9 protein-coding genes, 1 tRNA gene and 2 pseudogenes are annotated in these 12,891 nt (G+C 43.7%); 7 read left to right on the top strand and 5 right to left on the bottom strand.

Annotation, left to right across the window (positions count from 1 at the left end; all coding sequences use genetic code 11):
* From AACQ83_RS09375 to AACQ83_RS09365, 3 genes and pseudogenes are all read right to left on the bottom strand, one after another.
* Nucleotides 1-125 (bottom strand): annotated as a pseudogene (locus AACQ83_RS09375) (IS630 family transposase); the annotation flags it as partial.
* Nucleotides 126-270: 145 nt separating this feature from the next.
* Nucleotides 271-466 (bottom strand): annotated as a pseudogene (locus AACQ83_RS09370) (Arm DNA-binding domain-containing protein); the annotation flags it as partial.
* A gap of 164 nt (nucleotides 467-630) precedes the next feature.
* Nucleotides 631-715, bottom strand: a tRNA-Leu gene (locus tag AACQ83_RS09365).
* A 408-nt stretch (nucleotides 716-1,123) separates the two neighbouring features.
* Here AACQ83_RS09365 and ampH point away from each other — a divergent pair.
* Nucleotides 1,124-2,341: a D-alanyl-D-alanine-carboxypeptidase/endopeptidase AmpH gene (ampH, locus tag AACQ83_RS09360; protein ID WP_112877229.1), complete on the top strand. Its 1,218-nt coding sequence runs from the start codon at nucleotides 1,124-1,126 to the stop codon at nucleotides 2,339-2,341.
* A gap of 210 nt (nucleotides 2,342-2,551) precedes the next feature.
* Here the strand turns inward: ampH and lptG are convergent, their stop codons facing one another.
* Both lptG and lptF read right to left on the bottom strand, forming a co-directional pair.
* Complete coding sequence (gene lptG / locus AACQ83_RS09355; RefSeq protein WP_112877228.1) at nucleotides 2,552-3,628, bottom strand: LPS export ABC transporter permease LptG; 1,077 nt, start codon at nucleotides 3,626-3,628, stop codon at nucleotides 2,552-2,554.
* On the bottom strand, nucleotides 3,628-4,728 hold the full coding sequence (lptF, locus tag AACQ83_RS09350; RefSeq protein ID WP_112877227.1) for an LPS export ABC transporter permease LptF: 1,101 nt from the start codon (nucleotides 4,726-4,728) through the stop codon (nucleotides 3,628-3,630). The genes lptG and lptF overlap by 1 nt, the downstream gene beginning before the upstream one ends.
* Nucleotides 4,729-5,014: 286 nt before the next feature.
* On the opposite strand from lptF, the gene pepA reads away from it, so the two are divergent.
* The 6 genes from pepA to AACQ83_RS09320 all read left to right on the top strand — a co-directional run bounded on the left by pepA (nucleotide 5,015) and on the right by AACQ83_RS09320 (nucleotide 12,888).
* Nucleotides 5,015-6,535, top strand: coding sequence for a leucyl aminopeptidase (pepA, locus tag AACQ83_RS09345; protein WP_112877226.1), 1,521 nt, complete (start codon nucleotides 5,015-5,017; stop codon nucleotides 6,533-6,535).
* Between the two features lie 66 nt (nucleotides 6,536-6,601).
* On the top strand, nucleotides 6,602-7,051 hold the full coding sequence (locus AACQ83_RS09340) for a DNA polymerase III subunit chi (RefSeq protein ID WP_011148563.1): 450 nt from the start codon (nucleotides 6,602-6,604) through the stop codon (nucleotides 7,049-7,051).
* 13 nt (nucleotides 7,052-7,064) lie between these two features.
* On the top strand, nucleotides 7,065-9,962 hold the full coding sequence (locus AACQ83_RS09335) for a valine--tRNA ligase (RefSeq protein WP_112877225.1): 2,898 nt from the start codon (nucleotides 7,065-7,067) through the stop codon (nucleotides 9,960-9,962).
* Between the two features lie 437 nt (nucleotides 9,963-10,399).
* Nucleotides 10,400-11,173, top strand: a complete 774-nt coding sequence (locus AACQ83_RS09330; protein ID WP_112877224.1) for an amino acid ABC transporter substrate-binding protein — start codon at nucleotides 10,400-10,402, stop codon at nucleotides 11,171-11,173.
* 271 nt (nucleotides 11,174-11,444) lie between these two features.
* Entirely contained in the window at nucleotides 11,445-12,146 is a 702-nt protein-coding gene (locus tag AACQ83_RS09325; RefSeq protein WP_112877223.1) for an amino acid ABC transporter permease, read from the top strand.
* Nucleotides 12,124-12,888: an amino acid ABC transporter ATP-binding protein gene (locus AACQ83_RS09320; RefSeq protein WP_112877222.1), complete on the top strand. Its 765-nt coding sequence runs from the start codon at nucleotides 12,124-12,126 to the stop codon at nucleotides 12,886-12,888. The genes AACQ83_RS09325 and AACQ83_RS09320 overlap by 23 nt, the downstream gene beginning before the upstream one ends.
* Nucleotides 12,889-12,891 lie beyond the last annotated feature (3 nt).

Genomic DNA, 12,891 nt, shown 5'->3' with positions numbered 1-12,891 from the left:
ACAGAACTCCACCCTTCAGAAGCCAGAAGGATAGCTTTTATTCTGTCTCGTACCTGACCATCACGAGTGGTGTCGTGAAGATGCTCAAGTTTGATTTTTTGTTCTGATGTAATAAATATTTTCATAGTGAGGATAATGATCCCCATTTCGGATAAAATCAAGCATCTTCAATGATTACGGGTATATATGGACACCGACTTAATTCAAGTAGGTGAGTAAATTTTTTTTGACAATGTAGTCTCAAACATATATTCAGCTTCAATGAGTCCTATCGCATTGCTCTCTAGCTTTCCCCAGCGTTGACTTGAAGATATGCACCTAAAGCAATCCGGCTTTCTTTACCCGCAAACCGATATTTCAGATACCAGCGTTTTGAGCCATTGGGTTTGATGAGAAGATACAAACCTTGTACATCGGTAAGTTCACGGGGCTTTGCCGCACGAGCTTCCATGTCTGTTAAAGGCATAATTTGGAGGTCAACTCATTATCAAAAAGAACTGCCCCCCACTTTGACCCCCAAATATCATGGATGCCAACGGATACAAATGGACGATTACAGATTCAAAAACCGAGTAATTTATTGTTTTTCAGGTGATTATGGAAGATTATGGACGTCTCTGGAAGGTCAAATGGTGCCGAAGGCCGGACTCGAACCGGCACACCCGAAGGCGGTTGATTTTGAATCAACTGCGTCTACCGATTTCGCCACTTCGGCACTGAAGTAGTATGCGGAAAACGAGGGTCATTATACCTGTCAGCGATCTGTTAGCAACTGTTATCCTTATAACTTTGGTTTAAGTGTCGAAAAAAAGATCAAACCCATCGATTCAACACAAACGCGCGTTCAATTACTGAACATCAAAGCTCTAAATAAATACACCCAGTAATATCTTTTCTACCTGACGTCGATAGACAACCTATAATCACCTTATATAATCTCAGCATGATAATTCGCTATGAGGTAAATGGTTATGACGATTATTAGCTGGATTGGCGCCGGAATCTTTTTGGGCATTGTCATTGGCGCGTTGATGGCATTGTTTAAAAAGAATAAATAGTCACTTTCGCTATCTTTATCCTGTTTGTGAATTCACTGGAAATATGCCTGATTGGTCAATTCAAAATGAATAAACAGTTTTTTAAGCTCTTCTCTGTTTCTGCCATCGTGTTGGCTCTTACAGCCTGCTCTTCTTCAAATAAAACATTTTCGGCAAAGTTTCTGCAACCGAAGAAACAACCATTGAAATGGGAAGTGTTCGAAGGCAATGCGAGAACTAAAAAGCTAGCTTCTCAGTTGGTTGATCAGTATGCACAGGATATTTTCAACGGCAGCAATGCGCAAGGCATGGCGATGGTGGTGATTGATAATAATCAGACGGTTTACCGCAGTTTCGGTGAAACCCGTCCGGGAAATGGCATTCGCCCAAAGCCCGATTCAATCATCCGTATTGCCTCGCTAACTAAGTTGATGACCAGTGAAATTATGATCAAGCTCGAAGAGGATAAAATTCTGCGCTCCACCGATCCGTTGCAGGACTATAGCTATTATGGTGTGAAAGTGCCCCAATACAGCCCTCTTCAACCTATCCGGTTGTTCCACCTGGCAAGCCATACCAGTGGCTTACCTCGTGAGCAGCCGGGAGGTAGATGGGGGCGCCCTGTTTTTGTCTGGCCTACACAAGCCAATCGCTGGGTCTGGTTAAAAACAGCTCAATTAGACTCAGCGCCAGGCACAACAGCATCTTATTCCAATCTGGCTTACGATTTATTGGCAGATGCGCTCTCCAAGGCTACGGGTAAGCCATATACCCGTTTGTTACACGATAAGATCACCGGCCCTTATTACATGAAAGACACTACACTGACGCCAAACCGTTCTCAGTGTGCTCGTTTGATGGAAAGTTATAAGCCGAGTCCGTGTCTTAATACTGTTGCGGCAGCTGGCAGTGGTGGAATCTATTCAACGCCAAAAGATATGCAGCACTGGATGCAGCAATTTTTATCATCAGACAGTCAGTTACGTAAACAGACCGCAAGCCGTGAACAAGGTATTTATTTTAAGCGTTCCGCTCTGGCTTCAATTAAAGGGATGGATGTTGCCGGTCAGGCAGATGGCGTTGGCCTTGGTTGGGTTTACATGAACGCCCGTCGCGATATACCGGGTATTTATCAGAAAACCGGCGGCGGCGGCGGGTTTAATACGTATATGGCAATGATCCCCGAACAAAATATTGGGGTGTTTGTGGTGATCACTCGTAAACAACACAGCCATTTCAGTAGCGTAACAACCGGGGTTAATCAACTGGTAACAGCATTGTCGAGGAATCATCATCAGGCTTGATCCTTATTACATCTTAAAATCGAGATGCTCAGGATAGGGTTCTTAGCCAAAAACCCTATCCCTATATACCCGTCATCTTTCAAGTTGCCTCTTTGTTGGCTGCACTCGCTCACCCCGGTCACATAGTTACCTATGCTCCCGGGGATTCACTCCCTTGCCGTCGCGATGCATCTTGAAATCCATTGGGTATAGTTCCTCGATTTCTAAAAACTACTGTCTCTTAAGGAGTAAATAAATACTCACAGTAAGGAACAATAGGCTTGGTAACAGTGCCGCCAAAACCGCTGGCACGCTGTACACCAAGCTCAGTGGACCAAAGATCTCATTAAGTACATAAAATAGGAAGCCAAAGCTGATCCCTATTACCATCCTTACTCCCATCGGCACACTGCGCAGTGGTCCGAAGATAAAAGAGAGTGCCATTAACATCATCACTGCAACTGAAAGCGGCGCAAATATTTTTTTCCACATATTCAGTTGATAACGACCTGATTCCTGTTCACTCTGCTTAAGGTACTTGATGTACTGATATAAGCCACTGATGGAAAGCGCTTCAGGCTCAAGTGCTACCACATTCAACTGTTCTGGCGTTAGGAGAATTTTCCAGTCAGCAGAAATACGTTGTGATCCGGTGATTTTTTTGCTGTCTGTCAGATCAGATTCTTCCACCTGAGAAAGCTTCCACAAGTCGTTATCCTTATCATAAACCGCACTGGCTGCATACTTTACAGAGAGTAGTTTTTTATCATCACTAAAATGATAGATATTGACGCCTTTAATCTCCGTATCACTCACAATCCGCTGGATGTAGATAAAATCGGCCCCATCTATCGTCCACATACCTTTATTTGTTGAAACCAGAGAACTACCAAGCATCTTCTGAGCCCGGTAATTACGCGCCATTTGCTCACCTTGTGGCGCGCCCCACTCTCCGATAACCATAGTCAGGATCACCAACGGAATAGCCGTTTTCATCACTGAGCCAGCAATCTGCATACGGGTAAATCCAGAAGCTTGCATAACCACCAACTCACTACGGGTTGCCAGCGTACCAAGCCCCAGTAAGGCGCCAAGCAAAGCTGCCATCGGGAAGAATATCTGAATATCTTTCGGCACACTTAACAAAACATAAAGACCAGCAGAAATAGTAGTATATTCCCCCTGCCCCACTTTTCTTAACTGCTCAACAAACTTAATAATACCGGAGAGTGATACCAGCATAAACAGCGTCATCAGAATAGTCTGTAGAATAGTCCGACCGATATAACGATCCAATACACCAAACATCAGGCTACTCCTCTGCCGTTGAAACGAACCCGGATCCTACGCACCGGCAACGTATCCCAAATATTGAGAACCAGCGCCAACATCAAATAAGTCCCATTAGTCAGCCACATCCAAATCATCGGGTCCAATTTGCCTTTACTACCGTTAGAACGCAGAGAGCTTTGCAATAAGAAGAAAATCAGATAAAGCAACATTGCGGGCAACATGCTTAACACTCGCCCTTGACGTGGGTTCACCACACTTAACGGTACAACCATCATAGCCATAATCAGTACCGAGAGCACCAAAGTCAAACGCCAATGGAACTCAGCGCGGGAGTCCTTATCATTATCCTGCCATAACTGGATAATAGACTTCTGTTCAACTTTATTATTATCTACGATTGAAGTCTGATGCCCGATAATCGCTTGATAATCACGGAACTCAGTGATCCTAAAATCACGCAGCATTGCAGTGCCTTCGTAACGCGTACCATGATTAAGGACGACCACCTGTTTGCCATCAGGTCGCTCCACCATATGCCCGCCATTAGAGATCACCACAGAAGGACGATGGTTATCAACGGGGCGAAGTTGGGCAAGGAATACGTTTTCAAATTTATTGCCGTGCACGTTGCCAATATAGAGCACCAGATTACCATCCTCGGAAGGTTTGAACCTCCCTTCCATGATCGCTGCTAAACTTGGGTTAGCTTTAGCATCAGCCACCACCTGTTCTTGATATTTCGAGGACCACGGCATGACCCAAATGACATTCACTGCCGCTAACGCGGAAGTTAACAACGCCAGAATAAGCGCCGAAACCACCAGCACACGCTTGCCCAAACCACACGCATGCATAACAGTAATTTCACTTTCAGTATAGAGTTTACTGAAAGTCATCAACACCCCAAGAAACAGACTCAGGGGCAAAATCAACTGCGCCATTTCAGGCACACCTAATCCTAACAAGGATAAAACTAAATTTGCCGGGACGTTTCCTTCCACTGCGGCACCCAAAATTTCAACTAATCTCTGACAGAAAAAGATCAGTAAAAGGATAAAGAGTATCGCAACTTGGCTTTTCAGGGTTTCCCGTACCAGATATCTAATGATGATCACGCTTATTACGCCTGTGAAAACTTGTCTTTTTGCAGGAAAATCGCTAACTTCATTGTATATATACCATTTATTATGTGCATCAGTTTGGCTTCCTCACTGCTAAAATGATATCGAAGCATTCCATATTCAGGTTCCCAGTCAGAACATACTTATATAGTTAGCTAAATAATAACAAATAGTGCGTTTAGCTTAACATAAATAGTTAATTTTCTATGGGGTAGATTAATGCGAAGCGCTATATTTTAGCGATAGCATCCATCTTTGTCTTTAAGATTCAGGAGAACGCATGGAGTTTAGTGTAAAAAGCGGTAGCCCGGAAAAACAACGTAGTGCATGTATCATTGTCGGCGTTTTCGAACCTCGCCGCCTTTCCTCTATCGCTGAACAACTTGATAAAATAAGTGACGGTTACATCAGTGCATTACTGCGCCGCGGTGAACTAGAAGGCAAAGTTGGTCAATCACTGTTGCTGCATCATGTTCCCAACGTGTTATCTGAACGTATTCTGCTTATCGGCTGTGGTAAAGAGCGCGAATTGGATGAACGCCAGTATAAACAGATTATTCAGAAAACTATCAATACCCTCAATGAAACGGGGTCAATGGAAGCTGTTTGCTTCTTAACAGAATTGCATGTTAAAGGCCGCAATAATTATTGGAAAGTGCGCCAAGCGGTAGAAACAGCAAAAGAATCTCTCTATGTTTTCAACCAGCTAAAAAGTAATAAAAATGAGTTGCGCCGCCCACTGCGTAAAATGGTTTTCAATGTTCCGACCCGTCGGGAGCTAACCAGCGGTGAACGTGCAATCCAGCACGGCCTTGCCATTGCTGCCGGTATCAAAGCGGCCAAAGATCTTGGTAATATGCCTCCCAATATCTGTAATGCAGCTTATCTGGCTTCTCAGGCACGCCAGCTCGCAGATTCTGCCAATAGCCATATTACAACAAAAGTGATTGGTGAAGAGCAGATGAAAGAGCTAGGCATGAATGCCTATCTGGCGGTTGGTCAAGGTTCTCAGAATGAATCTCTGATGTCAGTCATGGAATATAAAGGCAGTCCTGATAAAAATGCCAAACCCATCATCTTGGTTGGCAAGGGGCTGACTTTTGACTCCGGCGGTATTTCAATCAAATCTGCGGGTGGCATGGATGAGATGAAATACGATATGTGTGGGGCTGCAACAGTTTATGGCGTGATGCGTGTGGTTTCTGAGCTACAATTACCGCTCAATGTCATCGGTGTCATAGCAGGCTGTGAGAATATGCCAGGAGGGCGCGCTTACCGGCCTGGAGATATTTTAACCACCCTATCTGGCCAGACTGTCGAAGTGCTCAATACCGATGCCGAAGGCCGTCTGGTTCTGTGCGATGCGTTAACTTACGTTGAACGTTTTGATCCAGAATTGGTCATTGATATCGCTACACTAACCGGTGCTTGCATAACAGCTCTTGGTAATCATTACAGTGGATTGCTATCCAACCATAATCCCCTGGCCCATGAGTTACTCAATGCTTCAGAACAATCCGGTGATCGCGCATGGCGCCTACCAATGACTGACGAGTTTCTCGAACAAATCGATTCTAACTTTGCCGATCTGGCGAATACCGGTGGCAGTGCGGGTGGTGCGATTACCGCCGCCTGTTTCCTGTCCCGCTTCGCAACAAAATATCACTGGGCACATCTGGATATCGCGGGTACGGCCTGGCGTTCAGGTAAAGCAAAAGGTGCAACAGGTCGCCCGGTTGCACTACTGTCACAATTCCTGTTAAATCGGGCAGGAAGTACCGGTATCAATAACGACGATTGATTTGATTCCTCTCTTAGTTTATCAAAAGGGCATTTGACAATGCCCTTTCTCCGTAACAGAGACATTATGAAAAGTGCCACGTTTTATTTACTGGAACAGCCATCACCTCAAGCAGATTTGCAAGCTCACGAATGGCTGGCATGCCAATTTGCGGCTGACCAATGGCGAGCAGGAAAACGGGTGCTAATTGCCTGTGAAAATCAGCAACAGGCAGAAAAGTTAGATGAAGCCTTATGGCAACGGGAGCCTCATCAGTTCGTCCCACATAATCTGGCGGGTGAAGGGCCAAGATATGGCGCACCAGTTGAGTTATGTTGGCCGCAAAAACGGGGAAACGCTCCCCGTGATATCCTAATAAATCTGTTGCCACAATTTGCAGACTTTGCCACCGCTTTCCATGAAGTGATAGACTTCGTTCCTATAGATGAAAATTTGAAACAGTTGGCGCGTGAACGATATAAATCATATCGCAGCGTCGGCTTTAATTTGACCATGGCAACGCCGCCAACATACTAAGTATCAAGATAAAATGGAAAAAACACCCGCAATTCAAACGCAAGCCGAGCCATCTCTCGATAAAACGTACAATCCTAAAGAAATTGAGCAGCCTCTTTATAACCATTGGGAGAAAAGTGGTTACTTCAAGCCTAACGGCGATACCCGCCGTGAGAGTTTCTGTATTGTTATCCCGCCACCAAACGTGACCGGCAGCCTGCATATGGGCCATGCGTTTCAGCAAACCATTATGGATACCATGATCCGTTATCAACGAATGCAGGGTAAAAATACTTTATGGCAGTCCGGTACTGACCACGCAGGTATTGCTACTCAAATGGTGGTTGAGCGCAAGATCGCAACAGAAGAAGGCAAAACCCGTCACGATTATGGCCGTGATGCATTTATCGATAAGATTTGGCAGTGGAAAGCAGAATCCGGCGGCACGATTACCAATCAGATGCGTCGTCTGGGCAACTCCGTTGACTGGGAGCGCGAGCGTTTCACTATGGATGAAGGTCTATCCAACGCCGTAAAAGAAGCCTTTGTCCGTTTGTATCAAGAAAATCTCATTTATCGCGGTAAACGTTTGGTTAACTGGGACCCGAAATTGCACACTGCAATTTCCGATCTGGAAGTTGAGAACCGTGAAGTTAAGGGTTCTATGTGGCATCTACGTTATCCACTGGCCGATGGTGTCACAACCGCAGAAGGGAAAGATTACCTGATCGTTGCAACTACCCGGCCTGAAACTATGTTAGGCGATACCGGCGTAGCAGTTAACCCAGAAGATCCGCGCTATAAGGATTTAATCGGCAAAGAAATTATTCTGCCATTGATTAACCGCCGCATTCCTATTATCGGTGATGAACATGCGGATATGGAAAAAGGTACCGGTTGCGTAAAAATTACACCTGCCCATGACTTCAATGACTATGAAGTCGGTAAGCGCCATGCCCTGCCGATGATCAATATCATGACTCTTGATGGCAACATCCGCTATAAAGCAGAAGTTTTCGATACTCATGGTGAGATTTCTGATATTTACGGCTCTGATATTCCGGCTGAATATCAAGGCATAGAGCGTTTTGCTGCCCGTAAAGCTATCGTGGCAGAGTTCGAAAGACTGGGCCTGCTGGTTGAAATTAAAGCTCATGATCTAACCGTTCCATATGGCGATCGCGGCGGTGTGGTTATTGAACCCATGCTGACTGATCAATGGTATGTCCGTACTGCGCCTCTGGCGAAAGTGGCTATCGAAGCCGTTGAAAATGGTGATATCCAGTTTGTACCTAAGCAATATGAAAATATGTATTACTCCTGGATGCGCGATATTCAGGATTGGTGTATCTCTCGCCAATTATGGTGGGGCCACCGCATCCCGGCATGGTATGACGCCAACGGTAATGTCTATGTTGGCCGCAGTGAAGAAGAAGTGCGTCGTGAAAATAATCTGGGCACAGATATCTCTTTAAACCAAGATGAAGATGTACTGGATACCTGGTTCTCTTCCGGTTTATGGACTTTCTCTACCCTTGGTTGGCCAGAACAAACTGACGCGCTGAAAACTTTCCACCCAACCGATGTGTTGGTGAGTGGCTTTGATATCATCTTTTTCTGGATTGCCCGTATGATCATGATGACCATGCATTTCATCAAAGATGAAAATGGCAAACCTCAGGTTCCCTTTAAGACTGTTTACATGACCGGTCTTATACGGGATGACGAAGGTCAGAAAATGTCCAAATCCAAAGGAAATGTTATTGACCCACTGGACATGGTTGACGGTATTTCTCTGGAAGAACTGCTGGAAAAACGCACCGGCAATATGATGCAGCCCCAGTTGGCTGAAAAAATCCGCAAACGTACCGAAAAACAGTTCCCGGCTGGTATTGAAGCGCATGGTACCGATGCCCTGCGCTTTACGTTAGCAGCGCTGGCCTCAACAGGTCGTGATATCAACTGGGATATGAAACGCCTGCAAGGTTACCGTAATTTCTGCAACAAATTATGGAACGCCAGCCGCTTTGTTCTGATGAATACAGAAGGCCAGGATTGCGGCCAACATGGCGGCGAAATGGCGCTATCGTTGGCTGATCGTTGGATTCTGGCTGAATTTAACCAGACAGTAAAAGCCTACCGTGAAGCACTGGATACCTATCGTTTCGATATAGCGGCCAATATTCTTTATGAATTCACTTGGAACCAGTTCTGCGACTGGTATCTGGAGCTCTCTAAACCGGCAATTAACAAAGGTTCAGAAGCGGAAGTTCGTGGTGCCCGTCATACGCTGATTGAAGTTCTGGAAGGATTATTGCGCCTGGCTCACCCGATTATTCCATTTATCACCGAAACCATCTGGCAGCGAGTGAAAATGGTGAAGGGAATTGAGGCAGATACCATTATGCTGCAACCGTTCCCAGAATTTGCTCAAGAAAAAACTGATGAACTGGCACTGACCGATCTGGAATGGATTAAGGAAGCGATTATTGCAGTACGTAATATCCGTGCTGAAATGAATATCGCACCGGGTAAGCCACTGGAAGTTCTGCTGCGTAATGCCGATGCTGGCGCACAACGCCGTGTAGCAGAAAATCTGAATTTTATTCAGGCAATGGGCCGCTTATCTTCTGTGACTCTTCTGTCTACGGATGAAGAAGCACCGATTTCTGTCACTAAATTGATTAATGGTGCAGAAGTATTAATCCCAATGGCTGGCTTAGTCGATAAAGAAGCTGAACTAAGCCGCTTAAATAAAGAGATTGAGAAGCTGGATAAAGAGATTGGCGCCATTGAAAGTAAGCTGTCAAATGAAGGCTTCGTTAGCCGTGCGCCCGAAGCCGTTGTAGCCAAAGAGCGTGAACGTCTGGCAAGCTGCAATACATCCAAAGAGAAGCTGCTGGCTCAGAAAGAAACAATTGCCGCGTTGTAATATTTTCAAAAAGTAAATTCTCACCAAAGCCACTGACAATGAATTGCAGTGGCTTTTTAATTTAAATAGTAAACGATAAAATTAATAATAAAATATAAATTCAACTCATTCTATATAAACATCATCAAAAATATTGAAAATAACAACACCTATCTCCTTAACATAAGTTAATATTTATTTTATTCATTTTTAAATTTACATATCTTAAATGACAATATGATATAATTTTATTTTATATATAAATCATTATATTTAGCATATTATACAGAGAGTAAAATCATATAAATACATTATTACAAGTAAAAAGGAAACCAATAATGCAATTCTAGTTCAATTAAATACTCAATTATTTATTGTTATAAATAATTTATTTCAGCGGGAATTATTAAGGTAGTAATAAATTAATTCACTAATTTATAACAACCCGGAGAAACAAAATGAAAACAATCCTTACCCTATTATTGGCAAGCACTATCCAATTCAGTCTCGTATATTCAGCTAATGCAGAAACAACCCTTGATAAGATTAAATCCACCGGCACACTCAGAATAGCAACGGAAGGCGCTTATCCACCATTCACTTATCGCGATGCTTCGGGTACTTTAACTGGCTTCGATGTCGACATTGGCCGTGAAATTGCACACCGATTGAATGTCAAACCAACATTTATTGAAGGAAAATGGGACGGACTTATTGCCGGGCTGGATGCCGGACGTTCTGATGCAGTAATTAATCAAATTGCAATTACACCTGAGCGCAAGAAAAAATATGACTTCTCCATCCCCTATATCACATCGCAAGCGGTACTTATCATTAATAAAGATAATAATAACATAAAAAAATTCAGCGATTTAAAAGGCAAAACCTCAGCACATACTCTAACCAACAACTTTGCTCAAATAGCCAGAGATAATGGCGCAGAAATTATCGGCACTAATGGATTTAGTCAAGAAATCGAACTGGTTAGTACCGGCAGAGCCGATGCCACTATTAATGATAGCCTATCTTATCTGGACTATAAGAAGCATAAGCCAAACGCACCAGTAAAAATTGTTGCAGCAACCCCCAATGCAGATCAAACAGCGGTTTTGCTCCGCAAGGGCGAGTCAGAACTAAAAGTTGCTATTGATAAAGCAATAACTGACATCAAAACCGATGGCACTTACCAGCGTATCTGGGCTCAATATTTTGGCGATAATCTTCCCAAATAAGTGAAAGATTATCTTATTCAGATAGACAGTTCCCTAAAAGTTGAATACAAACTCTAACCAGGGAACTTTATCATCAACCGTGTTGAATTGAGTAATCAGAAAATATTTTAGCCAAATATTATATATATTAATTTATATAATTTTTTTATATATCCAAAATAACCATATGATATAACTTTATTTTATATATATAAATTGACAGCTTGCAATATGATATTTAAAAAAATCACATATAAATATATCGTTATATTACACACAATAGGGAAAATATATGGAGCCCTCCTGGTTTAATCTAGTACTCGATTCTTTTTGGCCTATGCTTTATGCGGGCTTTACTTTCACTATTCCACTAACTCTTATTACCTTTACTCTCGGTATCATACTGGGTTTTATTGTTGCGCTCATCCGGCTTTATGGGCCGAAACCACTTATTGCTGTCGCCAAATTCTATGTATGGCTGATCCGCGGCACACCGTTGCTGGTACAACTGTTTCTGATTTTTTATGCCTTACCTAGCATTGGCATTACGTTAGGCGCATTTACCTCGGCAGTGATTGGTTTCACGTTAAATATTGGCGCCTATACCTCTGAGATAATTCGCGCCACTTTATTGTCTGTACCAAAAGGGCAGTGGGAAGCGGCTTATTCTATCGGCATGAGCTGGACACAATCATTGCGTCGGATCATTCTACCTCAAGCCGCAAGAATCGCTATCCCACCACTCTCAAACACATTTATTTCACTGGTGAAAGATACTTCACTAGCCTCAGTCATTACCGTACCGGAGCTTTTCCTTGCTGCACAACGCATTGCAGCGGTGACTTATCAACCTCTCATTCTTTATACTGAGGCAGCAATACTTTATCTGATAATCAGTTCAGTATTGTCATCACTACAAGCCCGTCTGGAAAAGAAGTTTTCGCAAAAGAGTGACACACAGGAATTAAAAGATGATTCAACTCTCCGGCATTGAAAAAAGTTTTGACGGGCAAAAAGTCCTGAAAAAAATCGATCTTACCATTGAGGAAGGCAGCCTGACCGCACTGATTGGCCCGTCCGGAAGTGGCAAAAGCACGCTATTACGCTGCATCAACTTATTAGAAACTCCCCAGGCCGGAAAGCTCCAAATCGGCAATGAAAGCATGACCTTCACCGGCAAAGGGCGGATTACTCACAAGGATATACAACGGATCCGCCAACAAACCGGCATGGTGTTTCAAAACTTTCAGCTTTTCCCTCACCTCACCGTCATTGAAAACATCATGGAAGGGTTAATCTGGGTTCAGAAATGGTCACGTGAACAGGCCAAACAACGAGCACTTGAACTACTGGAAAAGGTTGACATGTCACACAAGGCCGATGTCTTTCCAACCACACTATCCGGTGGTCAGCAACAGCGCGTAGCGATTGCCAGAGCACTGGCACCTTCACCCAAAGTGTTATTATGCGACGAGCCAACTTCCGCACTTGATCCTGAATTATCACAGGAAGTTGTTGCCGTATTAAAGCAGTTGGCCAAAGAGGGAACTACAATGTTAATGGCTACCCATGATCTGCGTTTGGCAGCAAATCTTGCCCACGACGTCATATTTTTAGAATCCGGGGAAATCGTCGAATCGGGAACGTCGAAAACGATTTTCACTCGCGCCCTTAAACAACGTACTGTGGAATTTGTTTCAACCTTAACCAATACTTTACCGGATTGGGAGATATAACCC

The organism is Photorhabdus sp. S10-54, assembly GCF_963878145.1.
Lineage (GTDB): Bacteria > Pseudomonadota > Gammaproteobacteria > Enterobacterales > Enterobacteriaceae > Photorhabdus > Photorhabdus kayaii.
The sequence above is the reverse complement of the archived record's forward strand: the minus strand, read 5'-3'. Positions and strand labels throughout refer to the sequence as shown.